22 protein-coding genes are annotated in these 25,401 nt (G+C 69.5%); 8 read left to right on the top strand and 14 right to left on the bottom strand.

The window, feature by feature from the left end:
- Positions 1-109 precede the first annotated feature (109 nt).
- The 5 genes from CLV49_RS18355 to CLV49_RS11195 form a co-directional block, all read right to left on the bottom strand.
- Positions 110-265: a hypothetical protein gene (locus CLV49_RS18355; RefSeq protein ID WP_158261959.1), complete on the bottom strand. Its 156-nt coding sequence runs from the start codon at positions 263-265 to the stop codon at positions 110-112.
- 280 nt (positions 266-545) lie between these two features.
- Entirely contained in the window at positions 546-932 is a 387-nt protein-coding gene (rplL, locus tag CLV49_RS11210; RefSeq protein ID WP_106563623.1) for a 50S ribosomal protein L7/L12, read from the bottom strand.
- Positions 933-986: 54 nt separating this feature from the next.
- On the bottom strand, positions 987-1,502 hold the full coding sequence (gene rplJ / locus CLV49_RS11205; protein ID WP_106563622.1) for a 50S ribosomal protein L10: 516 nt from the start codon (positions 1,500-1,502) through the stop codon (positions 987-989).
- A 285-nt stretch (positions 1,503-1,787) separates the two neighbouring features.
- On the bottom strand, positions 1,788-3,311 hold the full coding sequence (locus tag CLV49_RS11200) for a sensor histidine kinase (RefSeq protein ID WP_106563621.1): 1,524 nt from the start codon (positions 3,309-3,311) through the stop codon (positions 1,788-1,790).
- A gap of 74 nt (positions 3,312-3,385) precedes the next feature.
- The gene (locus CLV49_RS11195) at positions 3,386-4,135 is read right to left on the bottom strand and encodes a response regulator transcription factor (RefSeq protein WP_208019791.1); all 750 of its coding nucleotides are present in this window, start codon (positions 4,133-4,135) and stop codon (positions 3,386-3,388) included.
- Positions 4,136-4,271: 136 nt separating this feature from the next.
- Between CLV49_RS11195 and CLV49_RS11190 the strand changes: the two genes are divergently transcribed.
- Positions 4,272-5,759: an APC family permease gene (locus tag CLV49_RS11190; RefSeq protein ID WP_106563619.1), complete on the top strand. Its 1,488-nt coding sequence runs from the start codon at positions 4,272-4,274 to the stop codon at positions 5,757-5,759.
- 45 nt (positions 5,760-5,804) lie between these two features.
- Positions 5,805-6,650: a hypothetical protein gene (locus tag CLV49_RS11185; RefSeq protein WP_106563618.1), complete on the top strand. Its 846-nt coding sequence runs from the start codon at positions 5,805-5,807 to the stop codon at positions 6,648-6,650.
- Positions 6,651-6,674: 24 nt separating this feature from the next.
- On the opposite strand, the gene CLV49_RS11180 is transcribed toward CLV49_RS11185, so the two are convergent.
- The 4 genes from CLV49_RS11180 to CLV49_RS11165 form a co-directional block, all read right to left on the bottom strand.
- Complete coding sequence (locus CLV49_RS11180; protein WP_106563617.1) at positions 6,675-7,688, bottom strand: sugar phosphate isomerase/epimerase family protein; 1,014 nt, start codon at positions 7,686-7,688, stop codon at positions 6,675-6,677.
- A gap of 82 nt (positions 7,689-7,770) precedes the next feature.
- Positions 7,771-8,859 (bottom strand): Gfo/Idh/MocA family protein, encoded by a 1,089-nt coding sequence (locus CLV49_RS11175; RefSeq protein ID WP_106565037.1) that lies wholly within the window; start codon positions 8,857-8,859, stop codon positions 7,771-7,773.
- Between the two features lie 2 nt (positions 8,860-8,861).
- Complete coding sequence (locus tag CLV49_RS11170; protein WP_106563616.1) at positions 8,862-9,959, bottom strand: Gfo/Idh/MocA family protein; 1,098 nt, start codon at positions 9,957-9,959, stop codon at positions 8,862-8,864.
- Positions 9,956-10,729, bottom strand: a complete 774-nt coding sequence (locus tag CLV49_RS11165; RefSeq protein WP_106563615.1) for a sugar phosphate isomerase/epimerase family protein — start codon at positions 10,727-10,729, stop codon at positions 9,956-9,958. Before CLV49_RS11165 ends, CLV49_RS11170 begins: the two co-directional genes overlap by 4 nt.
- A 137-nt stretch (positions 10,730-10,866) precedes the next feature.
- Between CLV49_RS11165 and CLV49_RS11160 the strand changes: the two genes are divergently transcribed.
- The 4 genes from CLV49_RS11160 (at position 10,867) to CLV49_RS11145 (ending at position 14,745) form a co-directional block, all read left to right on the top strand.
- A complete protein-coding gene (locus CLV49_RS11160; protein ID WP_106563614.1) occupies positions 10,867-12,093 on the top strand; it encodes an ROK family transcriptional regulator in 1,227 nt (408 codons plus the stop codon).
- The gene (locus tag CLV49_RS11155; RefSeq protein WP_106563613.1) at positions 12,090-13,223 is read left to right on the top strand and encodes a Gfo/Idh/MocA family protein; all 1,134 of its coding nucleotides are present in this window, start codon (positions 12,090-12,092) and stop codon (positions 13,221-13,223) included. Before CLV49_RS11160 ends, CLV49_RS11155 begins: the two co-directional genes overlap by 4 nt.
- A complete protein-coding gene (locus CLV49_RS11150; protein WP_106563612.1) occupies positions 13,220-13,966 on the top strand; it encodes a ThuA domain-containing protein in 747 nt (248 codons plus the stop codon). The genes CLV49_RS11155 and CLV49_RS11150 overlap by 4 nt, the downstream gene beginning before the upstream one ends.
- 176 nt (positions 13,967-14,142) lie before the next feature.
- Positions 14,143-14,745, top strand: a complete 603-nt coding sequence (locus CLV49_RS11145; protein ID WP_243696606.1) for a YqaJ viral recombinase family protein — start codon at positions 14,143-14,145, stop codon at positions 14,743-14,745.
- A gap of 4 nt (positions 14,746-14,749) precedes the next feature.
- On the opposite strand, the gene CLV49_RS11140 is transcribed toward CLV49_RS11145, so the two are convergent.
- A complete protein-coding gene (locus CLV49_RS11140; RefSeq protein ID WP_106563610.1) occupies positions 14,750-15,298 on the bottom strand; it encodes a MarR family winged helix-turn-helix transcriptional regulator in 549 nt (182 codons plus the stop codon).
- Between the two features lie 56 nt (positions 15,299-15,354).
- Here CLV49_RS11140 and CLV49_RS11135 point away from each other — a divergent pair, with 56 nt between their 5' ends.
- Positions 15,355-17,472, top strand: a complete 2,118-nt coding sequence (locus CLV49_RS11135; RefSeq protein ID WP_106563609.1) for an MMPL family transporter — start codon at positions 15,355-15,357, stop codon at positions 17,470-17,472.
- A gap of 179 nt (positions 17,473-17,651) precedes the next feature.
- On the top strand, positions 17,652-18,608 hold the full coding sequence (locus CLV49_RS11130; RefSeq protein WP_106563608.1) for an NADP-dependent oxidoreductase: 957 nt from the start codon (positions 17,652-17,654) through the stop codon (positions 18,606-18,608).
- Here the strand turns inward: CLV49_RS11130 and CLV49_RS11125 are convergent.
- The 4 genes from CLV49_RS11125 to CLV49_RS11110 all read right to left on the bottom strand — a co-directional run bounded on the left by CLV49_RS11125 (position 18,605) and on the right by CLV49_RS11110 (position 25,229).
- The gene (locus CLV49_RS11125) at positions 18,605-19,876 is read right to left on the bottom strand and encodes a DUF6716 putative glycosyltransferase (RefSeq protein WP_106563607.1); all 1,272 of its coding nucleotides are present in this window, start codon (positions 19,874-19,876) and stop codon (positions 18,605-18,607) included. The genes CLV49_RS11130 and CLV49_RS11125 overlap by 4 nt on opposite strands.
- Complete coding sequence (locus CLV49_RS11120) at positions 19,873-20,745, bottom strand: N-acetylneuraminate synthase family protein (protein WP_106563606.1); 873 nt, start codon at positions 20,743-20,745, stop codon at positions 19,873-19,875. Before CLV49_RS11120 ends, CLV49_RS11125 begins: the two co-directional genes overlap by 4 nt.
- Entirely contained in the window at positions 20,742-22,136 is a 1,395-nt protein-coding gene (locus CLV49_RS11115) for an acylneuraminate cytidylyltransferase (RefSeq protein ID WP_106563605.1), read from the bottom strand. Before CLV49_RS11115 ends, CLV49_RS11120 begins: the two co-directional genes overlap by 4 nt.
- Positions 22,137-22,583: 447 nt before the next feature.
- Positions 22,584-25,229: a LuxR family transcriptional regulator gene (locus CLV49_RS11110; protein WP_106563604.1), complete on the bottom strand. Its 2,646-nt coding sequence runs from the start codon at positions 25,227-25,229 to the stop codon at positions 22,584-22,586.
- Positions 25,230-25,401: the final 172 nt, after the last annotated feature.

The raw sequence follows: 25,401 nt of genomic DNA, 5'->3' as shown, positions 1-25,401 counted from the left end.
AGCCCAGCTATGTATCCCCCACTCCCCCCTCCCCTCACACCAAAAAGATCTCGATACAGCACGAGTTTCCGTGGTGTATCGAGATCTTTTTGGGGTGGGGGCGGGTGGGTCAGCGCAGCCAGAAGGTCGACGAGGGGTCGAGCTGGCTGCGGTGCATACTCGGTGGGTGCGCGGTGCGCGCATCCACCTGGTCGGCTGTCGCGCTGATACCGGGGACCCGGCTCATCGCGGCACCGAGCACACGCCACGGTGTTCTGCTGTTCATGATGGTGATGCCTTCTTCTGCGGCCGACCGGGGTCGGCGATATCCGCGCCGGTGGACACCGACGCAGCGGGAGGCCCGAGAGGGCCGCAGAGCATCACAACGTTCGGCCGCTTAAAAGCGGACGGGCGTCGCCCCGTCAGGGGCGACGCCCATGACGGATGCGGAATGCTCTGTGCGGATACGTGAGTATCCGGACACGGAGTCCGCATCCATCAGCGTCGGAACCGACTCGTCAGAGTCGATCGCCATCGCGCCTCAGTGAACCCCCGAAGGGGTCTGCTCACTTGAGGGTGACGGTGGCGCCCGCCTCTTCGAGGGCGGCCTTCGCCTTGTCAGCGGTCTCCTTGTTGGCGCCTTCGAGGACAGCCTTGGGGGCTCCATCGACGACGGCCTTGGCCTCACCGAGGCCGAGCGAGGTGAGCTCGCGCACGGTCTTGATGACCTGGATCTTCTTGTCGCCAGCAGCCTCGAGGATGACGTCGAAGGAATCCTTCTCCTCGACCTCTTCGGCGGGCGCGCCACCGGCAGCAGCCGGACCGGCGACGGCGACGGGGGCAGCCGCGGTGACCTCGAAGGTCTCCTCGAACGCCTTGACGAACTCGCTCAGCTCGATGAGCGTGAGGCCCTTGAACTGCTCGAGCAGCTCTTCAGTTGACAGCTTTGCCATAATTTCTTCTCCTTGTGTCGTTTACTCAACCGCTGATGATCGCCCGGGGGACGATTACGCAGCGGACTCCTGCTTCTCGCGCAGCGCGTCGACCGTGCGAACGGCCTTCGACAGCGGTGCGTTGAACAGATATGCGGCTCCGAACAGCGAGGCCTTGAAGGCGCCGGCGAGCTTGCCGAGCAGAACTTCGCGGGACTCGAGGTCGGCGAGCTTGCCTACCTCTTCGGCGGTCAGCGGGTTACCGTCGAAGTAACCGCCCTTGACCACCAGGGAGGGGTTCGCCTTGGCGAAGGCACGCAGACCCTTCGCGACGGCGACAGGGTCACCGTGCACGAAAGCGATAGCGGACGGACCGGCGAGCTCGTCGTCGAACGACGAGATGCCGGCGTTGTTCGCCGCGATCTTGGTCAGCGTGTTCTTCACCACGGCGTACGTTGCGTCCTCGCGGATGTCCGTGCGCAGCTGCTTCAGCTGCGCCACCGTGAGGCCGCGGTACTCGGTCAGCAGAACGGCGGTCGAGCTCTGGAAAAGTTCCGTGAGTTCGGCAACCGAGGCTTCCTTGTTCGCCATGGCCACTCCTTGTTGTCATTTCGCACGTCACGGTGGTGACGTGGCCGAGACCGCCGCCAGGCATCAAAAAAGGCTCCGGCGCAAGCGCGCGGAGCCTGGATTCTGGTGAACCTTCGAACTTCGACACACCTGCGCAGGTCGCTTCGGTGGGATGTGACTCCCGTGAAGCCTTCGATCGGATGCACTCGCGCGCACGTCGATAACCGGCGGTCTTCGGTATGAGTCATACGGTACCGCATGACGAGCCGTTCCCACAATCGGAGACGCCGAAGCGTCACTCCGCGGTCAGCGGTCGTCGGATGCGAGCGGGAGATCGATGCGGAACCGCGTGTCGCCGGGCACGCTGTCGACCGACACGGACCCGCCGTGCACCTCCACGACGGCTCGCACGATCGCGAGGCCGAGCCCCGTGCTGCCTGTGGCTCGGGAACGGGAGCTGTCCCCGCGCACGAAGCGCTCGAAGACACGATCGAGCGTCTCCGCCGCGATTCCCGGACCGTCGTCGGCCACCGTCACGACGACGCGGCCGCTCCCCGACGAGTCCGCCACCGCCTCGAGGCTCGTGCGCACGTGCGTGCCGGCCGGCGTGTGCACGCGCGCGTTCGCCAGCAGGTTGGCCACGACCTGGAAGAGACGCGAGTCGTCGCCCGTGACGAAGAGGGCGTCGTCCTCGGCGGGGACGTCGACCGTCCACTCGTGGTCGGTCGACGCGACACGGGCGTCGTTCACCGCGTCCACGACGAGCGTGCGCATGTCGACGGGCTCCCTCTCGAGCGCCCGCCCCTCATCGAGCCGCGCGAGGAGCAGCAGGTCCTCGACGATCGTGGTCATGCGCGCCGCCTCCGACTCGATGCGGCCGAGCGCATAGGTCGCGTCCTCCGGCAGGTCCTCAGGCGACATCCTCGTGAGTTCGGCGTACCCGCGGATGGACGCCAACGGGGTGCGCAGCTCGTGGCTCGCATCGGAGACGAATCGCCTCACCTTCTCCTCGCTCGCCTGCCTCGCCGCGAGCGCGAGGCCGACATGGCCGAGCATGCGGTTGAAGGCGGCGCCCACGCGCCCGACCTCCGTCCTCTCGTCGGCGTCCCCGTCGGGCACGCGCACGGCGAGGGCGACATCACCGCGTTCGAGGGGAAGCCGCGAGACCTCCGTGGCGGTCTGCTCGACGCGTTCGAGGGGCCTGACGCTCGCCCGCACGATCAGATAGGCGACGACCGTCGCGAGCCCGATCCCTCCGGCGCTCACGCCGAGGACGATCCAGATCAACTGCGAGACGGTCTGCTCGAGCGAGTCCATGGGAAGACCCACGATGAATTCGTCGCCGTCCGTCTCGATCGCGACGACGCGGTAGCGACCGAGGTCTCCGCCGAGATCGACCGTCGTCGGGCGGCCGATGACGGCTTCCGCCGCGAGCTGCGACGAGGCCTGCTGACCGAGCTCCTGCCTCGTCCCGTCCTCGTCGAGGTATCCGGCGTACGTGACCACCCCGCTCTCGATCTCGACGCCGAGCGTTCCCGCGGATTGGCCGAGGATCCCGATGATCTGGCCGGGGCCCGGCTCGTCCTCCCCGAAGCTCGGGAGGGGATACGGGAGCGTGCCCGATGGCGCACGTGATGCGCGCTCGCTCGCCTGCCCGAGCTCGTCATCGAGGCGCTGCGTCAGGATCGACCGCACGCTCAGGATGCTCACGAGACCGATGACGAGCGCCGCGAGCGTGATGAGGACGACGGTCGCGAGCGTGAGTCTCCGGCGCAGCGACCAGCCGTCGAGACGGGAGAGGGCGGCAGGGCGCGTCGTCGTCGACTGCATTAATGAGCTCGTGGAGCTCGCACTCCGAGCCGGCTCGGCGCCCGCAGCTGCCCGCTCGTCCGCCCCGGCGGCTGTCACGAGCCGGCGGCCTTGATCATGTAGCCGGCGCCGCGAACCGTGTGGATCATCGGCTCGCGCCCGGCGTCGACCTTCTTGCGAAGGTAGGAGATGTAGAGCTCGACGACACTCGCGCGACCGTCGAAGTCATAGCTCCATACGCGGTCGAGGATCTGCGGCTTGCTGAGGACCCGTCGCGGGTTGCGCATGAGGTAGCGGAGGAGCTCGAACTCGGTCGCGGTCAGTTCGATCGTGTCGCCCGCCCTGGACACCTCGTAGCTGTCCTCGTTCAGCTCGAGATCGCCGACGGAGATGATCGGGGTATTAGCCGCGGACGTCAGGGCCGTGCGGCGGATGAGCCCTCGGAGTCGCGCGACGACCTCCTCGAGGCTGAAGGGCTTCGTCACGTAGTCGTCACCCCCGGCGGTCAGCCCGGCGAGCCGGTCGTCGAGCGAGTCCTTGGCCGTGAGGAAGAGCACAGGGGTGTCGTCGTTCTGCGCGCGCAGCCGGTGCAGCACCTCGAGTCCATCGAGGCCTGGCATCATCACGTCGAGCACGAGGGCATCCGGCCGGAAGTCCCGGACCGCGGCGAGCGCGGCGTGTCCATCGGCGGCCGTCCGCACGTCCCAGCCCTCGTACCGGAGCGCCATCCGGAGCAGATCCGTCAGGCTCTGCTCGTCGTCCACCACGAGCACGCGGATGGGCGAGCCGTCGGGCTTCGTCAAGGGCGCCGGACGTGAGGAGGCGGCAGAACCGGAAGATGTCATGTTCCTCATTATCGACACGAGCCTATGAACGGACTATGGATTGCTCCGGTGTCGCCTCGGAGGTCCCGCTGGGACGACGGCGCGCGGCGGTGCAGAATAGTCCGGGTCCATCGGCCGCGACGAAGGAGCACCACCCATGGGATTCATCTCCAGCCTCACCCGCACGAAGAGCATCGAGGCGTCGATCGCCGACTCCCACTCGGAGGGCCGCACCCTCACGAGGTCGCTCACCTGGTGGGACCTCGCCATCATGGGCGTCGCCGTCGCGGTGGGCGCCGGTATCTTCTCCGTCGGCGCGAACGCCGCTGCCAACTACGCGGGCCCCTCGATCTCGATCGGCTTCCTGCTCGCGGCGATCACGTGCGCCCTCGCGATCATGGCCTACGCCGAGTTCGCCTCCTCCGTGCCCGTCGCCGGATCGGCGTACACGTTCACGTACGCGACGCTCGGTGAAGGACTCGCGTGGATCATCGGCTGGGACCTGATCCTGGAGATGCTCACGGCCGCCGCCGTGATCGCGAGCTACTGGGGCGTCTACCTCGACGAGGTGTTCACGATCTGGGGATGGAGCGTGCCGCCGACGATCCCCGTCCTCGGGCTCGAGGTCAACTGGGGGGCCTTCGTCATCGTCGCGATCTTCACGACCCTCCTCGCGCTCGGCACGAAGCTCTCGGCGCGCGTGAGCTCGGTGTTCACGGTCATCAAGGTCGCGACGGTGCTCTTCGTCATCGTCGTCGGCGCGTTCTACGTGAAGCCCGAGAACTTCACCCCCTTCATCCCGCCGGCGCAGCCCACCGAGGGTGGCGCAGCCGACGTGTGGGGCCAGTCGCTGTTCTCCTTCCTGTCCGGCGCGGAGCCCGCGACCTACGGCGTCTTCGGTCTGCTGGCCGGCGCCTCGATCGTCTTCTTCGCGTTCATCGGCTTCGACGTCGTGGCGACGAGCGCCGAAGAGGTGAAGAACCCGAAGAAGAACCTCCCTCTCGGCATCTTCCTCGGTCTCGGGATCGTGACGGTGCTGTACATCGGCGTGAGCATCGTCCTCACGGGCATGGTGCCCTACACGGTCCTCGCCGAGTCGGACGCGCCGTCGCTCGCTACGGCGTTCATCGCCGTCGGTGCGGACTGGGCGGCTCAGGTGATCTCGGTGAGCATCCTCCTCGGCCTCACGACGGTCATCATGGTGCTGCTCCTCGGCCTCGCGCGCATCCTCTTCTCGATGAGCCGGGACGGACTCCTCCCCCGCTCGTGGAGCAGGACCTCGGCGACACGGCACACCCCGATCCGGCTCCAGATCGGCGCCGGAGCCGTCGTGGCTCTCCTCGCCGGGCTCACGGATGTGGGGATCCTGGAGGAGATGATCAACATCGGGACGCTGTCGGCATTCGTGCTCGTGAGCATCTCGGTGATCGTGCTCCGGAAGAAGTACCCGAACCGCGACATCGCGTACCGCATGCCGTGGTCGCCCGTCCTCCCGATCATCTCCGCCGCGCTGTGCCTGTGGCTCATGCTCAACCTCACGACGCTCACATGGGTGCGGTTCCTCGTCTGGCTCATCATCGGGGCGGCGATCTATCTGCTCTACGGCCGTCGTCACTCGCGGCTCGCGCAGCAGCAGCTGTCGTAGCGCCACCCCCAGCCGAGCGACGTGGCGTGCGGTTAGGCTCGACGAGTGGATATTCCTGCATCCCTCCGTCGCCTCTCCGACCCGCGCAGCGTGGAGTTCGGCGTCGTGTCGACGATCACCATCGGGGCGCTGTCGCTCATCGATCCCGGTCCTCTGAAACCCGGAGCCCGTGCGCTCTACCGAACGGGGATCGCCGGCATCACGGCCGCCATGACGTGGGTGACGACCCGCGCAGAGATCTCGTCCGTCGAGGCGCGCATCGGGACGACGATCGGGGCCACGGGAGCGGCGCTCGGCCTCGTTGGCGCGGCAGAGGCGGTCGACGCCCGGATGCAGCGAGGACTCGAACGCATCGGAGTGCGGCGACCGCGACTCGTGATCGCCGCCACCTCAGCGGCGTTCACGGCTGCGACGTTCCTCGCCGACCGCGCCATCGCCGAGAACGCCGCGACCCAGCACGGGCCGGACGCGTTCGGATGGGAGGACCGAACCCTGACCGACCCGGTCCGTGCCCTGACCGCCGCGCTCCTCGCTCGAACGGACGCGTTCGGGGCGCCGGAGCTGCGTGCTCAGCTCGACGGCGCCCGCGAGCGCACCTTCACGGACGAGCGGTTCCGGTCCCCCTCCTTCGTGCAGTTCGCCGTGGCCGACGACGCGCCTCTCGCGGTGCCCGGTAACGCCGCCTTCCCCGTCACGGCTCGATTCGCGACCGACGACGGAACGCTCTACGTCGTCACGCTGTCGATCGGGGAAGGACGACTGTCCTCGCTCGAGATCATCGAGGTCACCGATGACGGCGAGGAACCGACGGCCGAGGCCGATCGTTGGCCGGAGGCGCATGAAGTAACTCTCCACGTCGAGACCCCGCGCGGCACCGTCCCCCTCGGCTGACGTCGGACCCTCCCGGCCGGCGAGCTACTGGTTGCTGAACGCCGCGTCGAAGGACGCCTCCGGGCGCTTCCAGAGCAGCGAGCGGATGTAGCCGACGGCCTCCTTCGCGCCGTGCAGGCGGTCCATGCCGGCGTCCTCCCACTCGATCGAGATGGGCCCGTCGTAGCCGATCGCATCCAGCGCGCGGAACGCGTCCTCCCACGGGACGTCTCCGTGTCCCGTCGACACGAAGTCCCAGCCACGCCGAGGGTCGCCCCACGGCAGGTGGGAACCGAGGATGCCGGGCCGCCCGGTGTTCGGACGGAGCCGGGTGTCCTTGCAGTCGACGTGGTAGATCCGATCCTGGAAGTCCCAGATGAATCCGACGGTGTCGACGCCCTGCCACATCATGTGCGAGGGGTCCCAGTTGAATCCGAAGGCCGGTCGGCGATCGATCGCCTCGAGCGTGCGCACGCTCGTCCAGTGGTCGTACGCGATCTCGGACGGGTGCACCTCGTGCGCGAAGCGGACGCCCTCCGCGTCGAAGACGTCGAGGATCGGGTTCCAGCGGTTCGCGAAGTCCTCATAGCCCGCATCGATGACGTCGGCGCCGACGGGCGGGAACATCGCGACGTACGGCCAGATCTTCGAGCCGGTGAAGCCCACGACGGTGTCGACACCGAGCTTCCGAGCGACACGGGCCGAGCGCTTCATGTCCTCCGCGGCGCGCTGTCTGACGCCCTCTGCGTCGCCGTCGCCCCACACGTACGGTCGGAGGATCGCCTGGTGTCGGAAGTCGATCGGGTCATCGCAGACGGCCTGGCCGCCGAGGTGGTTCGAGATCGCCCACACCCTGAGGTCGTAGCGGTCGAGGATCTCGAGCCGGCTCTTCAGGTAGGCGTCGTCCTCATCGGCTCGCTTCAGATCGAGGTGGTCACCGGACGCGGCGATCTCGAGGCCGTCGTAGCCCCACTCGGACGCGAGCCGCGCGACCTCCTCGAAGGGCAGGTCGGCCCACTGGCCGGTGAAGAGGGTGACGGGGTGGGTGGATTCGGTCATGACGTTCTCCTCGCTGAGTTCGTCCCGGAGCGTTGGGGGGGGCGAGACGGGTGCCGCTGGGGTCCGGGCGGGGCGGAGCGGTCTACGCGACGTCGACCCAGGTTCCGGAATCGGCGGCGTCCATGACCGCCTCCGTGATGAGTCCCGCGCGGAGCCCGTCGGCGAAGACGGGGAGCCCATCGGGGTCCTCCCCGCGGATCGCCGCGTAGGTGTCGGCGACGAAGGCGTTGAACGCGTCCTGGTACCCCTGGGGGTGACCGGACGGCACGGCGACCAGGCGGGCGGCATCGGGCGAGAGCTGCTCGGCGTCGCGCGGGAGGACGACGCTTCCGCCCCGTCGACCGAGCCAGATCGTCTCGGGCTGCTCCTGGTCGAAGACGATCGACTCGGCATCTCCCGAGAACTCCACGAGCAGCCGGTTCTTCCGGCCGGGGGCCACTTGCGACACGAGCAGGGTGCCGATCGCGCCCGAGGCGGTCTCGACCGTGGCGGCCACGGCGTCCTCGGTCGTGACCGCGCTGTGCTCCGCCCGGTCGGCGAAGAACGTGCGCGTGTTCGCGGCCACCCGCGTGACGCGGTCCCCCGTGACGAACTCGACGAGGTCGACGAGGTGGGATCCGATGTCGGCGAAGGCGCGCGACCGGCCGCCGGACGCCTCGTCGACACGCCAGTTGTCGTCCGTCGATCGGAGGAGCCAGTCCTGCAGGTACGACGCGGCGAACGTCAGCAGTCGACCAGACTCCCCCGCCGCGACGCGAGCGCGTGCCTCCCGGACGAGCGGGTGGAAGCGGTAGACGAAGGGGACGCTCGCGACGACCCCGGCGGACGACGCTGCGTCGGTGAGCCGCCGCGCGTCGGCGACCGTCGTCGCGAGCGGCTTCTCGCACACGACGTGCTTCCCCGCAGCGACGACGCGCTCGGCCTGCTCGGCGTGGAGGGCGTTCGGCGTGCAGACGTGCACGACGCCGATCCGCGGGTCGTCGACGAGCTCGTCGATCGAGCCGTAGCCGCGCTCGATCCCGAGCCGCTCGGCGGCGGCCTCGGCCCGAGCAGCCGACGACGACGAGACGCCGACGAGTCGCGCTCCGGCCGCGCGTGCGGCTCGGGAGTGGACCTCCGCCATGAAACCGCCGCCGACGATCCCGACGCCGAGGCCGGTCGCGAACGCCATGATCAGAGCGTCCGCTCCGATGGATCCCACGCCTCGGGCAGCGGCGGAACGATCTCGACCGTGCTCGCGACATCGACGGGCGCACCGCTCTCACCCGCCTCGATCGTCGACTGCATGACATCGAGCACGTGGAACGCGAGCTCTCCGGAGGCGCGCTCCGGCACGCCCGCGCGGATCGCACGCGCGAGCTCCACGACGCCCGTACCCCGGGAGAACGTCGATCCGGCCGCTGCGACGGTCCGCGGCTCGTCTTCATCTCCCTGAACGAGGAGGTCGCCGTCGAACATGTTCGGGTCTGGCACCGTGAGCGTGCCGTCGACGCCCGCGACCTCGAACTGCGTGCGACGCAGCTTCGAGTCGAAGCTGAACACGGACTGGGCGGTCTGTCCGCTCTCGAACTCGAACAACGCGGCGACGTGGGTCGGTACCGTCACATCGAAGCTCTCACCGGCGCGCGGACCCGAGCCGATCACGCGGGACGGCTTCGCCTTCGACGCCACGGCGGAGACGCGCTTGACGGGACCGAAGAACTGCACGAGCGCCGTGATGTAGTACGGGCCGATGTCGAAGAGCGGCCCGGCGCCCTCCTGGAAGAGGAAGTCGGGGTTCGGGTGCCAGGATTCGGGGCCGGGCCCCTGCATGAGCGTGAGAGCGGTGAGCGGTGCGCCGATCTCTCCCGACTCGATGAGGCGGCGCGAGGACTGGATTCCCGCACCGAGGAAGGTGTCCGGTGCCGTCGCGACCCGCAGGCCGGCGGCGTGGGCCGCGTCGAGCAGCTCCTGCCCGCTCACACGGTCGAGCGCGAAGGGCTTCTCGCTCCACACGTGCTTTCCGGCTGCGAGGATCCGCTGCGCCACCTCGACGTGCACCTTGGGGATCGTCAGGTTCACGACGATCTCGATCCCGTCGTCCGCGAGGAGCTCGTCGACCGTTCCGGATGCGGCGACCCCGAACTTCTCCGCCTGAGAGGCCGCGCGATCGAGGTCGAGGTCGGCGATGAACCGCACCTCCACGTCGGGGAAGACGGTGAGGTTCTCGAGGTACTGGCTGCTGATGACGCCGGCTCCGATGATGCCGACGCCGACGGGACCGGCGCTCACTTGTCGGCTCCGTTCGTCGCGGCGTCCGATCCGCCGGTGAGGTAGGCGTAGCTCTCGGCGATGGCCTCGAACCGGTCGCCCTTCGAGTCGTCGAGCTCGACGACGTGCAGGGCGTTCGGAACGGCTGCGACGATGTCGTCCACCGGGAGGGCACCGGAACCGACGGCGACCTGCTCGGTCACGTCGGAGGTGCCGGAGCCGTCCTTGACGTGGACAGCGACGACGCGGTCGCCGAGGCGCCCGAGCAGGGCGACGGGGTCCTCGCCGCCGACGACGACCCAGTATGTGTCCACCTCGAGGACGACGCCGTCGTCGAGGAGTCCGGCGAAGAACTCGAGGGCGGTCTCGCCCTCGATCGTCGAGGCGATCTCGTGCGCGTGGTTGTGGTAGCCGACGCGGACGCCGTGTCGCGAGGCGACGGCGGCCGCGGCGTTGAGCGCCTCGGCTGTCGCACGGACGTCCTCGGCCGTCTGCCACCGCTCCTCGGGGACGTGCGGGTCGATCACGGTCTCGATCCCGAGGGCCGCGGCCTTCGAGAAGACCTCGTCGAGCTCGGCGTCGCCCTGGCCGATGAAGCCCTGGTGCGTCGTCGGGGCACGGAGACCGGAGGCTCGGAGCGCCTCGCCGAGAGCGGGTCCGAAGTTCACGAAGCCGTAGGGCTCGACGAGTTCGTAGCCGATGTCGGCGATGCGCTGCAACGTGCCGGCGAGGTCGTCGGCGGCCTGCTCGCGGACGGTGTACAGCTGAACGGAAAGTCTGGCGGAGGTCACTCGTTCTCCTCGAGGTCGGATGGTCGCGTCGATGCGGGCGCACCGGTGCCCAGGTCCAACCTGCCACGCACTTTTGTCGTCTGTCAATCAAAAGTCTTTACTGGTCGACAGTTAGTTGCGTGTGCTTTACTCACAACATGGTCGAGCTCAGTCGTCTCGGATCGGCGCGCGCCACCGGCGTCGGCGAGATCCTGCAGCTCCTCCGCGACGGCACGCCCCGCACCCGCTCGGAGATCATGGAGATCACCGGCCTGTCGCGCTCGACCGTCTCGGCACGCGTCGACACGCTCGTCGGCCTCGGCCTCGTGGGTCCCGCCGGGGAGGCGGCGTCGTCCGGCGGTCGTCCGCCGGCCCGGATCGCGTTCCTCCCCTCGTCGCGCATCGTTCTCGCGATCGACCTCGGCGCCACCCACGGCACCGTCGGCGTGACCAACCTCGCGGGAACCCTGCTCGACCACACGACGGCGCAGCTCGACATCGCGGCCGGTCCGGAGGCCGTGCTCGACTGGGCCACCGAGACGGGTCGCGAACTCCTGCGCGCGAGCGGCCGACCGGCCGGCGATCTGATCGGCGTCGGCGTCGGCGTCCCCGGCCCCGTCGAGCACTCGACCGGACGCCCGGTGAACCCGCCGATCATGCCCGGATGGGACCGCTTCGACATCCCCGCCCGGCTCGGACGGGCGTTCGACGTCCCGGTCCTCGTCGACAACGACGTCAACATCCTCGCCCTCGGCGAGCACGCCACAGCGTGGCCGGACGCGGACGACCTCGTCTTCGTCAAGGTCTCCACCGGCATCGGCGCGGGCGTCGTGGCGGGAGGAACTCTCCAGCGCGGCGCCCAGGGTTCCGCCGGCGACCTCGGTCACGTGCATGTGCCGTGGCACCCGGGCTCCACCCGGCCGGCGGACGACGATCGCGACCTCGAGAGCATCGCGAGCGGACCGGCCATCGCCGCCCTCCTCCGCGACCGCGGCGTCGACGCGCACGCGAGCGCCGACGTGGTGGCCCTCGTCCGCCACGGCAATCGGGAGGCGCTCGACCTCGTGCGCGAAGCCGGACGTGAGATCGGCGCCGTGCTCGCGAGCATCGTCAATCTGCTCAACCCGTCCGTGATCGTCGTGGGGGGAAGCATCTCGCGCGCCGGCGAGCAGCTCATCGCCGGCGTCCGCGAGACGGTCTACCGCCGATCCATCCCCCTCGCCACGCAGCACCTCAGCATCGTCCAGTCCCGATCGGACGAGACCGCCGGTGTCACGGGTGCGGCGATCATGGTGATCCAGGCGGTCCTCGACACCGCCGACGCCTGGGACCTCGTCCCCTCTTCGACCATCACGACCACATCCCCAACAGGAGGACAACGATGACCACCACCACGACCAGTACCACCTCACCCCCGCTTCGCGTCGGCGTCGTCGGGCTCGGCTGGGCCGGGCAGCAGCACATGGAGGCGTATCACGCACTCGACGGTGTCGAGCTCGTCGCGATCGCCGGTATGGAGGACGGACCGCGCGCCGACCTGCAGAAGAAGTTCGACGTACCGAACGTCTACAGCGATTGGAAGGACCTCGTGGCCGCCGGCGGCCTCGACGCCGTGAGCGTCGCCGTCCCCACCTTCCTGCACGCCCCCATCTCCATCGGCGCGCTCGAGGCCGGACTGCACGTTCTGTGCGAGAAACCGATCGCCCGCACAGCGGAGGAGGCCGAGGGCATGGTCGCCGCCGCACGCGCGTCCGGCCGGGTGCTCGAGATCGCGTTCAACCACCGTCGCCGCGGCGACGTCGAAGCCCTCAAGGCCGCGATCGACGACGGCACGATCGGCCGGCCGTACCACGCTCGAGCCACCTGGCTCCGTCGGGCCGGCATCCCCGCTCTGGGCAGCTGGTTCACGAACCGTGAGATGGCCGGGGGCGGCCCCCTCATCGACCTCGGTGTGCACGTGCTCGACTACGCGCTCCACCTCTTCGGAGAGCCGCGTGTCCTCGCCGTCTCGGCCGTGACGCACTCGGAGCTCGGCCCGCGTGGGCTCGGCGGCGCCGTCTCCGACAAGCAGCAGGTGGGATCGGCGTACGAGGTCGAGGACCTCGCGAGCCTGCTCCTCCGCCTCGAGGGCGGCGGCTCGATCGTGCTCGAGACGAGCTGGGCCGCTTACAGGTCGACGGGCGACGAGTTCGGCATCACCCTGTACGGCACGGACGGCGGCGCGGACCTCCGCGTCGTCGACTACGCCCCGTCCGGCGAGCTCACGATCTTCCGCGGCAACGCCGAGGAGGAGATCGACGTCAGCGTGGAGGCCGACCCCGGGCGCGGCCACGCCGCCGTCGTCGACACCTTCCTCGAGCAGGTCGCCGACGAGGCCTCGTGGGCCGAGCACGACGGGAGCCTCGCGCTCGGCCGTGCGCGCATCATCGACGCAGCGTACGAGTCCGCCCGGATCGGCGCAGAGGTGCGCCTCGACAACGACCTGACCATCACCGACGGAGAGGCAACCCGATGAGCATCCGCGTACTCGTCTGGAACGAGGGCGTCCACGAGGCGACCCAACCCGACATCGCCGCGATCTACCCTGCGGGCATCCACGGCGCGATCGCCGAGGGGCTCACCGAGCTGCTCGGCGACGAGGTCGTCGTGCGCACGGCGACGCTCGCCGACCCCGAGCACGGCCTGAGCGAGCAGGTGCTCGCCGAGACCGACGTGCTCCTCTGGTGGGGTCACATCGCGCACGATCAGGTCGACGACGCGATCGTCGAGCGCGTGAAGCAGCGCGTCCTGTCCGGCATGGGACTGCTCGTGCTGCACTCGGGGCATTTCTCGAAGATCTTCACGCGACTCCTCGGCACCACGTGCTCCCTGAAGTGGCGGAACGAGGCGGAGCGCGAGCTGGTCTGGACCGTGGCCCCGACGCACCCGATCGCCGCGGGCGTCGAGCACCCCATCGTGATCGAGCACCAGGAGATGTACGGGGAGCTTTTCGACATCCCGACGCCGGACGATCTCGTCTTCATCAGCTCGTTCGCCGGCGGGGAGGTGTTCCGTTCTGGAGTGACCTTCACGCGTGGCCACGGACGCATCTTCTACTTCAGCCCGGGCGACCAGGAGTACCCCGTGTACTTCCACCCGCAGATCCGTCGCGTCCTCGCCAACGGCGTGCAATGGGCCGCTCCCGTCGCGGCGCCCGCCGTCGCTCGCGAGATCCCCTCCGTGGACAACCCGTCGCGCGGCTGGTACCTCCCCTCCTGACCCACACCCCCGGGAGGTGGAGCGTTCGCGCCGAAACGCGGCGGTGTCGTGCCGCGGAACGGCGCGAACGCTCCACCTCGGGGTCTGTGTCGGGCAGAGGTCGGGCACGGGTCCCGCGAGAGGACGCGGCGGCGTGTGAGCGAGCGGTGTCGGGAGGGACGGGGCAGAATGGACGGGTGCTGCTGACCTACCGCGATCGCCTCGTGGCCGATTCGACCGACCGGGTCGCGTGGCTGCGTGCACGATCGCGCGGGATCACCGCGACGGACGTGGCTAAGCTCTCGACGCCACGATCGATCGACGTCGCCGCCACGGCGAAGCTGCACGGCACGAACTTCAGCGGGAACCGCTACACCGACCACGGGCGCATCCGCGAGCCGGAGATCGCCCGCTGGGTGGCCGCGACCCACGGCATCCGCCCCTCCTCAGCGCTCTACCACGCGGCCGAGGAACGCCGACACCTCGCGACCCCCGACGGACTCGCGGAGACGCACGACGGTCGCCTCCTCCTCTGCGAGATCAAGACCACGGCGAAGGCCTGGCGCTCGATCCCCCGCCACTACCTGCGTCAGGTGTGGTGGCAGCAGTACGTGCTGGGCGCGGAACGCACACTCGTGGTCTGGGAGCAGCACCAGGGATTCGTCCCGGTCGACGACGAGCCCCTGAGCGCGTGGGTCGACAGGGACGATCGCGAGATCGCGTCGCTCGTGACACTCGCCTCGGCGCTCATCGACGAGCTCCACCGACGGACGACGCCGCCCGAACGACGCGCCGTCTGATCACTCAGGACCCCGAGGTCGGCCGTTCGTCGACGAGTCCCTCGTAGAGCTCGACGACGGAGCGGAGGAACCCGGCGATCACGGCCTGCTCCTCCGGGTCGTAGACGTCGGCCGCCGCACCGACCCCAGCGATCATCGGAGCGAGTTCGGTGAAGGCGCGGGCGACGGACGCCGGAGCCGGGATGACGACGATCTTGCGCCGGTCGACGGGGTGCGGCTGCCTCTGCACGTGTCCGACCGCGACGAGGCGGTCGATCACATGCGTGGTCGCCGCCGTCGACATCTCGAGCCGCGTCGCGAGCTCGCTCGGCGTCATCGGACCGTTCTCCATCAGGTGCTCCATCGCGGCGAGGTCGGTCGTGTTGACGGCCAGGGTCGCCCCCAGCCGGCGTTCGAACCGTTGCGAGAGCTGGTAGATGTCGCGGATGAGCATGGGGATCGGAGACGGCTCGGGGAAGTCCGGCGGCAACTGAGCGGCGTAGCGCTCGCGGACCGATGCGACATCCGACGGCGCCGATCGATCCGGCTTGCGCTCCACTCCCATGTCCGACATGCTAATACCTGAGATAGCTAAAAGATTTGGTAAGTAGAGAGACCACGGTGTTTTCGATGACGACGATCGCACGATTCCTCAGTGGCCGCATTACCGCATGGATCACTCTTGCGGCCTCCGTCGTGGTCGTGGGCCTCCTCTTCGCCGTGATCCCCTCCTCGGAATCCGACGCGTTCCCGAGCGCCGGTCTCCCCGACACCGCCGAGTCCGCTCGCGTGTCGGCGCTCCTAGAGGAGTTCCCCTCTGCAGACGCCACCGTGGGAATCCTCGTGTGGAGCAGAGAAGGCGCCGACCTCACGGACGACGACCTCGCCGCGATCACCGAGCGGGCGTCCGCCCTGGCCACGGTATCGACGGCGCCTCAGGCCGTCAGCCCCCAGGTGAGCGACGACGGAGCCGCAGCCCTCGTCGTCGTCCCCCTCGACGCCGCCGACGTCGAGGACGATGTGGCGGGAACGGCCACAGAACTCCGCGAGCTCGCCTCGGACGATCTCCCCTCCGGCCTCGACGCGCGACTCACCGGACCCGTCGGCTTCCAGGACGACGTCGCGGGCGCCTTCGCGGGCGCGGACGTCCGGCTGCTCCTCATCACGGTGATCGTCGTGGCGGTGCTCCTGATCGTCACCTATCGCAGCCCCGTGCTCTGGATCGTCCCGCTCGCCGTCGTCGGGACCGCCGACGGCCTCGCGCGGGTCGTCGTCACGGGGCTCGCCGACGCTGTCGGGGTCACGATCGACGCCTCCATCGGAGGCATCCTCTCGGTGCTCGTCTTCGGCGCCGGGACGAACTACGCCCTCCTGCTCGTGGCGCGCTACCGGGAGGAACTCCTCGTCCAGGAGGACCGGCACGCGGCGATGACGACGGCGGTCCGCAGCGCCGGCCCCGCCATCGCGGCGAGCGGCGGCACGGTCGCGCTCAGCCTCCTCACGCTGCTCTTCGCCTCCCTCTCCGGCAACCAGGCACTCGGCTTCGCATGCGCGGTCGGAGTGGTCATCGCGATCCTCTTCGCGCTCATCGTGCTCCCCGCGGCACTCGTCGTCTGCGGACGCGGGCTCTTCTGGCCGTTCATCCCCCGCGTGGCCCACGGCGCCCACGCCGAGCGGAAACCGGGATTCTGGACGCGACTCGGTCGCGGGGTCTCCCGTCGACCCGCCGTCGTGGCGGTCTCGGCCGTCGTCGGCATCGGCGTCCTCCTCCTCGGCCTGGGAGGCTACACGGTGGGCCTCTCGCAGACCGATCAGTTCCTCGGCTCGCCTGACTCCGTTCTCGCCCAGGAGACGATCGACGAGTCCTTCTCCGCGGGGCTCACGAGCAGCACGACGATCCTCACGCCCGACGACGCCGTCGACGACACGGTCGCTCTCGTCGAGGGCGTCGACGGGGTCGACACGGTCCAGACGGGCGAGAGCAACGACGGGTTCACCGCCCTCTCGGTCACGCTCGACGCGGAACCCGAGAGCGCCGCGGCGTTCGACACCATCCGGTCGCTGCGGAGCGACATCGCCGAGGCCGATGGCGACGTCGCGTCCGCGCTCGTCGGCGGCTCCGACGCGACAGCGCTCGACACGAACGACGCGGCGGCGGCGGACCTCCGACTCATCGTCCCGATCATCCTCGCCATCGTCTTCGTCATCCTCGCCCTGCTCCTCCGGTCGCTCGTGGCGCCCGTCCTCCTCATCCTGAGTGTGCTGGCGACGTTCTTCGCGAGCCTCGGGGCCGGCAACTGGATCTTCCTCAACCTGCTCGGCTTCCCCGCCTTCGATGCGAACGTGACGCTCTACGCCTTCCTCTTCCTCGTCGCCCTCGGAGTGGACTACAACATCTTCCTCACCACGAGGGCACGGGAGGAACGTGCTCGCTTCGGCACGCGCGAGGGCATGATCCGCGCCCTGTCGTCCACCGGTGGCGTGATCACGAGCGCCGGCATCCTCCTCGCGGCCGTCTTCGCCGTGCTCGGAGTGCTTCCCGTCGTGGCCCTCACCCAGGTCGGGATCATCGTGTGCATCGGCGTCCTCCTCGACACACTCGTCGTGCGGACGGTGCTCGTCCCGGCGCTCGTCTTCCTCACGGGCGACGCGTTCTGGTGGCCGTCGACACGGCGGTCGGTCGGAGCCCACGGCGACGTGTCCACACCACGAAACGAACACGAAACACGAGAGTTATCTGGGAGTTGACGCCGCCGTAACACCCTCGAATCATTGCCTGACTTGACTGGATCCGATCTATTCAAGGTCGTCGATCATCCCGGTGGTCGACGGCGGACGCGGGGAGAGTGCAGGCGATGCGGCTGGGTGTGAGGGATGCATGGCAGGCACGACCGACGGGACTTCCATTGGAGGACATCCCCCCGTCGATGACCGCGGCCGTCATCGATGAGACGGGCGAGCCGGGGGTGCTGCACACGGCGTCCGTGCCGGTGCCCGCCCCGAGCGGAGCCGAGTTCGTCGTCCGCGTCGTGGCCGCCGGGGTGAACCCGATCGATGCGAAGACCCGGTCGGGCGCCGGCGTCTCGGCATGCATCCCCGCGTACCCCGCCGTGCTCGGCCAGGACTTCAGCGGGGTCGTCGTGCGTTCGCCGTACGAGGCCCACCCGCTTCGACCCGGCACGGAGGTGTACGGCATGGTGCCCGTCCCGCGGTACTCGGGCAGCTACGCCCAGTACATCGCCGTCCCGAGCCTGAGCGTCACGCGGAAGCCGCCGACGCTCTCCCACGTCGAGGCCGCTGCCGTCCCGCTCGCCGCGCTCACGGCATGGGGGATGGTCGTCGAGCTCGCGAAGGCCCACGACGGCCAGCGCATCCTGATCCACGCGGGCAGCGGCGGAGTCGGGCACTTCGCCGTCCAGTTCGCGAAGTACTTCGGCGCACACGTCACCGCGACCGGATCCACCCGCAACCTCGAGTGGTTGCGGGAGCTCGGCGCCGCGGTCGCGATCGACTACACGACGACTCGATTCGAGGACGTCGTCGGCGAGGTCGACGTGGTCATCGATCTGGTCGGCAACGTCCACGACCAGACGGGGACGAGGTCGCTCGGCGTGCTCCGCCCAGGCGGCCTGATCGTGAACGCCCCAACGGGAAGCTGGCCGACGATCGTCCAGGAGGCCGAGGCGGCCGGGGTGCGGGCCACGACCTACAAGGTCGCTCCCGACGGGGACACCCTCTCGACGATCACACGACTCCTCGAGTCGGGGGACGTCAAAGTGTTCGTCGACCGCGTCTTCGACCTCGACGCGGCCGCCGCGGCGCACGCGGCGCTCGAGGAGGGGCACACCCGCGGCAAGCTCGTCCTGAAGGTCGCCGAGAGCTAGGCCCGCGCGAGCCGTCGCACACGGCGCGCCGCACGCACGACGCGGCGGGCCGGTACGGCCACGAGTACGGCGATACGGCCGCTCACCGTGCGGTCGACGTCGCCGAGCATCCGCTTGCGCTCCCACGAACGGCGCAGTCCCCAGCCGACCCGGTTGAACCGTTGAGGGAGGACGCGCGACGGCGCCTCCCGCTCGCGTGCCACGAGAGCGTCGAGCGCTCCGACCCAGTCGTCCTCCGCACGTCCGTGCAGATAATTGTCGCCGCGCCACGATCCGCTCGGGGCCGAGAAACGTCCGGCCATGAGATCCTCGGCATCGCCGAAGAGCCCGCTCCCCTCGAAGACGACGTTGATGAGCTTCGCGCTCACCCCGAAATCAGACGGGAGAAGGATGGGCACACCCGCTGCGACGGCCTCGAGCGCTGCGGTGGAACTCACCGTCACGAGCGCGACGGCGTGGTCCAGGTGCTCGGCCATGGGCCCGTCCGCGACGACGACGTTCTCCGGGACCGCACCCCCGACGAGCTCGAGCAGCTCGGGCTCGTCGAGGAGACCTGCATAGTCCCAACGCTCCGGATGCGTCTGCGCCTCCCCGGCGCGGGCCCGCACCTTGATCACGATCCGCCGGTCGGGACGACGCTGCGCGAGCCGGACGAGCCACGACAGCAGGAGGATGCGATCCTGCTTGCCCGCCGGGACCTTCGCCTGCGCGGCGAACACGACGGCGTCGCGTCTCCGGCCGTCGTCGCGCGCCGCGGAGTCCGCAAGGAAGGGGAAGGTCGCGAGGCCGAAGCGGGTGCTCACTCCGAGGCCTTCAGCGATCGCGGTGAACTCGCGGACCTCTCGCCGGCTGTGCAGAACGACGAGGTCGGCCTGCTCCCGGTAGACGACGGCCTTCGGATTCGAGGGGATCGTGATTCCGGGGAGGCCGGACACGATCACCGGACGCCAGTGGCGGGAGACGACCAGGCGCACGAGGACCCGCACCATCGGCCCGCGCACCGAGAGCAGCACGGCGTGCGGCCGCTCGGCCCGGACGAGGGGACCGAGATCGTCGAGGTCGACGATCCGCACCGAGGCGGAGACGAACGCGGTTCCGGCGAGCGCCGACTCGAGCTGCCGGTCGCTCGGCTGCATCGGATTGCGGATCACGACGAGATCCGGAGCCCACCCGGTCGGCAGGCGCGACGCGAGCGCCGCCCCCCACTTCACGTACGAGTCGGTGTCGCCGATGACGAGGAGACGCTGCGGTCGGTCGGCCTCGGTCACACCAGGATCCGGCGGAGCTTGGCCATCGGCGCCTGCTCACCGGGGAACACGCGCTTCACTCCATCGCCGAGCGCCTCGTCGACCACGCGGATCCCCGCGACGAGCTCGGCGAAGTCGGACGGCTCGAGGGAGGCCGAGTGATCGGATCCCCACATGCCGCGATCGAGGGTGATGTGCCGCTCCACGGCGCGAGCTCCGAGGGCGACCGCCGCGAAGGAGATCTCGAGACCCTGTTCGTGGCCGGAGTAGCCCACCGGAAGCTGCGGGTAGCGCTCCGCGAGGGTCCGGATGGTGCGCAGATTGGCCTCATCGGCCGGGAGGGGGTAGGTCGACGTCGCGTGCAGGATGACGAGCTTCGAGGGATCGAACACCTCGACAGCCGCGTCGATCTGCTCGATCGTCGACATGCCGGTGGAGAGGATGATCGGCTTCCCCGTGGCGGCGAGCGCGCGGAGCAGCCCCAGGTCGGTGACGGAGGCCGATGCCACCTTGTGGGCCGGCACGGCGAGCTCCTCGAGGAAGGCGACGGCGGGCTCGTCCCACGGGGACGCGAACCAGTCGAGGCCGCACAGGGTCGCGTAGTCGCCGATCTCGATGTACTGGTCGCGATCGAACTCGACGCGGCGGCGATACTCGAGGTACGTCATCGTGCCCCAGGGCGTGTCGCGCGGCGTGTTCTTCATGTGCTCGGGCGTCGAGATGTCGGGAGTGCGCTTCTGGAACTTGACGGCCTGCGCGCCGGCCTCCGCCGCGACCTCGATGAGGTTCTTCGCGAACTCGACGGAACCGTTGTGGTTGAGACCGATCTCGCCGATCACGTAGACGGGGTGACCGTCGCCGATCTGCGAGCGTCCGATGGTGACGGTCATGAGGATCTCCGTTCGTCTGTGGAATGCTCCGCCGGGACGACGGCCCGGTGGACGGTGGTGGGGCCGATCGCTCGGCCGGACAGGACACGGTCGGCGAGTTCGCGCACGGCGCCTGCGCCTCCCGCGGTCGAGAGCACGACGCGGGCAGCGGCCCGCGCGGCCGGGTGCGCGTCAGCCACGACGACGGGCCAGCCGACGATGTCGAGCGCCGGGAGGTCCCCGACGTCGTTGCCGAGGTACGCGATCCGCTCGAGGGGGACGCCGATGCGCTCGGCCCACGCACGGAGGACGTCGCCTTTGTCGCCACGGGTGTCGTCGCCATCGACGCCATGGACGACGTCCACCTGCAGCTTCGCCGCACGCGCGGCGACCACGCCGTTGCGCTCGGCCGAGAGGATGAGGACGGGGATACCGGCGGCGCGAAGGAGGCGGACGCCGTGTCCGTCCCCCCGGTGGACTCGCACGCTCTCGCGCCCGTCCTCGTCGACGAACGCCGTGTCGTCGGTGTGGACGCCGTCGAAGTCGGTGACGACCGCATCGACCAGGATCGGTCCCGATCGATCGATGTCGGAATCGCCGGTGGCGACCCCGGCGGTGTCGGCCTCGGCGGTGTCGGCCTCGGCTGTGTCGGCCTCATCGATGGCGGCGACGGCGCGGGCGAGCTCGAGGTCGGCCGGCACGTCGATCTCGATCGCGTGACGCTCCGGGACGAGGTGCACGGCGACGGTCCCGAAGAAGCGGTGGGACGCAGCTCGGAAGCCGACGGCGTCCATCGCGTAGAACGCACCGGTCTCGCGGTACTCCGCCGCGCGGTCCTGTCGACGGGGGCGAGAGGAACGATCGTGGTTGACACCCACGACACCCTCGGTCGCCTCCCCGTCACGCCACAGGAAGGAATGGGTCGGCGTCGCCGAGAACACGACGTCGACGTCTCGCGAACGCACGCGCCCGACGGCCTCGTCGAGGTCGAGGGGATCGATGAGGGGCGACGTGGCCTGGATGAGCACGACGGCGCCGATGGGCCGGCCGGCTGTGGCCGGATCGGACACGATCGCGTCGAGAGCGTGTGCGACGGCCGACTCGGACGACGCCGTATCGCCCGAGAGTTCGACGGGGCGACGCACCACGACGGCTCCAGCCTCCATCGCCGTCCTCGCGATGTCCGCGTCGTCCGTGGACACGACCACGAGATCGATGGAGCGCGCGTCTCGAGCGGAGCGGATCGCGCGGACGATGAGGGGCACTCCCCCGACGGTCCGGAGATTCTTGCCCACGATGCCCTTCGAGCCGCCTCTGGCGGGGATCACAGCGACGGTGATCGTCTCATCGGGCACCCCCGCCGGCACGGCGTCCTCGACGCCACCCGCGCTCGCACCCCGACCACTGTCCATGGGGTGACGCTAAGCGGGGCGGGTAGCCGAGAGGTTGCCCCCGGGTGAACGCGCACCCCCCGGCCGGCGACGTTTGGAAACCGGACGAGCGGAGCCGGCGACGCTCGACGGGCCGGTGCCGGACGAACTCGCACCAGGGCTCGACGAACCCGACGAACGACGGACCCGACGGATCAGGCGAACCCGACGGATCGACGGATCGGGCGGATTTCCTCGGTCGGCGACCCGATCGGCGACCGAGGAAATCCGGTCGGGGGATTAACCCCGTATCCGAGGCGCGGGAGACGTAACCCCCCGGTCCATCTGCCGCGCCTCGGACAGGACACCCGATCGGCGAGATCCCGATCGGAAGAATGAGTACGCCATGCCTACGATGCCGGATGAGGAAAGAGGAGGCCGAGGTCGCGGCGACGTTTTGGTCCCGTCCGTGGTCCCCCTTCCCTCCGATCAGGAATCGAGCAGGCCCCGCGCGATCGCGGCGATCGCCGACTCCTCCCGCGTGGTCGCCCCGAGCTTGCGGTAGATGCTCGCCCGCTGCTTCTTCACCGTGTTCGGCGAGACCACGAGACGCTTGGCGATGACGGAGACGCTCAATCCCGACACCAGAAGGGTCAGCACCTCCCTCTCGCGCGCGGTCAGCTCCACGAACGAGTCGAGGCGCGTGAAGAGCATGGGCATGGCCTCGAGGTCGGCCATCGCCCTCGCGTCGAGGAGACCAGACCTCTCGGCAAGACCGGCGAGGGCCGAGCGGTCCGACTCGACGAGGAAGCACCACGGCGACCGGAGTCCGTTGGACGACAGGACGCGGAGGCCCTCCGACAGGTCGTGGAGCGACGCCCGCTCACCTCCGAGCCGCAGGGAGGCGGCGGCCCGCGCGATCAGCAGCTCTGCACGAGTCCGCGGACCGATCCCGGTCGCCGCGAGCGCATCGCTCGCCGCGGCGACGGCCTCGAGCGCTCGGTCCTCGATGAGGGCGATCTGGGCGCGGGAAACCCCGGCCGACGGATCGCCTTTGTCGAACGAACGGACCGCCGACTTCGCTTGAGCGAGCGCCCCCACGGCGAGGTAGAGCACGACCACGCTCCTCCCGAGCCCCGAACGCACCGACGGCGGAACCATCGTCCGGTCGCGGTCGGGAACCGCGTCGCTCACGGCGGAGATGCTCATGAGCGACTTCCCCTCCGCAGCATCGATCACCGCTCGGAGCGGCACCACCCGGAGTGCGATCTCTGGCCCGGCCGAGCGGATGATGCTCTCGATGGCTGCGCGGCTCCCGGGCAAGTCGTTCTCCTCCGCTCGTACGAGCGCCGAGGCGAGATCGGCCCAGCCCCAGCGCCCCAGGCCGGTACGCACCCGCTCGAGGGCGGATAGGTGATCCTGTGCACGCCTCATCGCCCCCGTGGACGCGTGCACGGCGGACAGCACCGCGTGAGCCTGGGCGACGAGCTCCGCGCGCAGACCCGGCACGGTGAGCGCACGCTCGGCGAGCCTCGCCGCCGCATCGTTCTGGCCGGCACCGAAGAACGTGAGCGACGCCTGCAGCACCGCGGCCACGAGGATCCCGGGCGACAGCGGACGCTCGTCGATCTCGAATCGCTCGGAGGCCGCGGAGACGTCGGACGCCACCGAGAGGGCCGCAGCCCAGCGCGCCTCGACCCGCAGTGCGATCAGGCGCACGCCGAGCATCGCGAGTCGTTCGTCCGGCCCGACCTCCGTCGAACGCGCACGAGCGAACTGCTCGGCCGCCGCGAGGTAGGCGGAGCCCACGGCACGGCCCTTGCCGCTCGTCGCGTGCACGAGGCCGAGCATCGCCGTGAGGTACGGGAAGCGGCGCAGCTTGGCGGTGGGGACGGCGAGCAGGATGTCGAACGCCGACGATTCGTCGTCCGTCACCGCGATGAACGACTCTCGGAGAATGCGTTCGGCGAGAACGAACTGCTCCGTCCTGATCGCACGCGCCCACGCGGCCCGGGCGTCCCCTCTCCCCCACAGCACCTCCGCAGCCGCGGCATCCGCCGATGCGCTGCGGCCGCCGTCGCTCCGTGTCGAGACGGTCTTCTCGAGGACCCTCGCGGTGATCGGTACGAAGTGGAATCTCGAGATGTCGCCGTCCGTGTCCCAGAAGCCGAAACCGAGCGATCGAGCGGCGTCGAGCCAGTTCCTGGCCTTCTCGGCATCGACCTCTCCGAGTCGAGCGGCTTCCCTGTCCGTGACACCGTCGAGGAGCGAGGCCCGCTGGAGGAAGGCCCAGAAGTCGGCCTCGGAGGACCCTCCGGGAGCGTTCACTGCGGCGACGAGCGCGTCGGCGACGCGACCGACGACCGAGTCCATCTCCCGCGCCGTCGTGAGTCGCTGGGAACCGTCGAGGCGTTCGGCGAACAGACGCGTGGCGAGAGGCATGCCCCCGGTGATCTCGTGCACTTCTGCCGCGAGCTTCGCATCGACCGTGAGGACCGACCGGACGATCACGAGCGCGCACTCGCGGGGCGTGAAGAGAAGGCGCCTCGCCTCGATCTCCTCGATGTCGACGGCGGCCCGGTCGTCTCGCCGCTCGAAGGAGCTGACGCTCCGCGTGGCGACGACGACGCGCAGGTGATTGGTGATGCGGAGCATCGCGCGCAAGTCGTCCTCGACCGCCGGTGAGTCCAGGCGGTGAGCGTCGTCGACGATGATCGTGAAGTCCGCCTCGAGGTGCGAAGCGAACCGTGTGAGGAAGCGACGGAGGTCGCCCCCCGCCGAGACCTGCTCCGCCGACGGGATCCATCGGGCGTCGACCGCGAGGGTTCCGGAGTCCTCGACCATGGCGAAGACCCTCATCCAGAACGCCGATCGCTCGGCGATGTCGTCGTCGACGTCGATCCAGACACCGTCCGTCTCCGAGGCGTTCGCCCATTGGGAGACGAGCATGGTCTTGCCGAAGCCGGAGCCCCCTCGCACGAGCGTGATCGCGTGCCGCGCCTCCAGGAGGGCGACCAGATCGGGACGACGGATCGCCCAGGCGGGCTCCAGTGGAGCCCCGTAAACCGACCCGCTCGTCGGCGACGCGCGGCGGCCCGAACGGTCGGACCTGACACCCGCTCTCGACACCGTCACTCGTACCTCGTGCCCGTCAGAATCGCGAGCACGTTCGCCTACTGCAGCCATGTGAACCCCACCCATTTCGCCCGACCAATTGGCAACACACTGGTCACTCGGAACGGGCGGTGGGGCTCCCTGTACGAAATATGGTCCGCGAAATGGTCCGCATCGTCACCTGGGTGACGAT

Origin of the sequence: Labedella gwakjiensis, assembly GCF_003014675.1 — a bacterium.
Lineage (GTDB): Bacteria > Actinomycetota > Actinomycetes > Actinomycetales > Microbacteriaceae > Labedella > Labedella gwakjiensis.
This window is presented reverse-complemented; position numbering and strand designations above follow the sequence as displayed.

Excerpts from the sequence above, each read along its gene's own strand:
- CLV49_RS18355 (WP_158261959.1), bottom strand. The coding sequence starts at position 265 with ATGAACAGCAGAACACCGTGGCGTGTGCTCGGTGCCGCGATGAGCCGG.
- rplL (WP_106563623.1), bottom strand. The coding sequence starts at position 932 with ATGGCAAAGCTGTCAACTGAAGAGCTGCTCGAGCAGTTCAAGGGCCTC.
- rplJ (WP_106563622.1), bottom strand. The coding sequence starts at position 1,502 with ATGGCGAACAAGGAAGCCTCGGTTGCCGAACTCACGGAACTTTTCCAG.
- CLV49_RS11200 (WP_106563621.1), bottom strand. The coding sequence starts at position 3,311 with ATGCAGTCGACGACGACGCGCCCTGCCGCCCTCTCCCGTCTCGACGGC.
- CLV49_RS11195 (WP_208019791.1), bottom strand. The coding sequence starts at position 4,135 with ATGACATCTTCCGGTTCTGCCGCCTCCTCACGTCCGGCGCCCTTGACG.
- CLV49_RS11190 (WP_106563619.1), top strand. The coding sequence starts at position 4,272 with ATGGGATTCATCTCCAGCCTCACCCGCACGAAGAGCATCGAGGCGTCG.
- CLV49_RS11180 (WP_106563617.1), bottom strand. The coding sequence starts at position 7,688 with ATGACCGAATCCACCCACCCCGTCACCCTCTTCACCGGCCAGTGGGCC.
- CLV49_RS11175 (WP_106565037.1), bottom strand. The coding sequence starts at position 8,859 with ATGGCGTTCGCGACCGGCCTCGGCGTCGGGATCGTCGGCGGCGGTTTC.
- CLV49_RS11160 (WP_106563614.1), top strand. The coding sequence starts at position 10,867 with ATGGTCGAGCTCAGTCGTCTCGGATCGGCGCGCGCCACCGGCGTCGGC.
- CLV49_RS11155 (WP_106563613.1), top strand. The coding sequence starts at position 12,090 with ATGACCACCACCACGACCAGTACCACCTCACCCCCGCTTCGCGTCGGC.
- CLV49_RS11150 (WP_106563612.1), top strand. The coding sequence starts at position 13,220 with ATGAGCATCCGCGTACTCGTCTGGAACGAGGGCGTCCACGAGGCGACC.
- CLV49_RS11140 (WP_106563610.1), bottom strand. The coding sequence starts at position 15,298 with ATGTCGGACATGGGAGTGGAGCGCAAGCCGGATCGATCGGCGCCGTCG.
- CLV49_RS11135 (WP_106563609.1), top strand. The coding sequence starts at position 15,355 with ATGACGACGATCGCACGATTCCTCAGTGGCCGCATTACCGCATGGATC.
- CLV49_RS11130 (WP_106563608.1), top strand. The coding sequence starts at position 17,652 with ATGACCGCGGCCGTCATCGATGAGACGGGCGAGCCGGGGGTGCTGCAC.
- CLV49_RS11120 (WP_106563606.1), bottom strand. The coding sequence starts at position 20,745 with ATGACCGTCACCATCGGACGCTCGCAGATCGGCGACGGTCACCCCGTC.
- CLV49_RS11115 (WP_106563605.1), bottom strand. The coding sequence starts at position 22,136 with ATGGACAGTGGTCGGGGTGCGAGCGCGGGTGGCGTCGAGGACGCCGTG.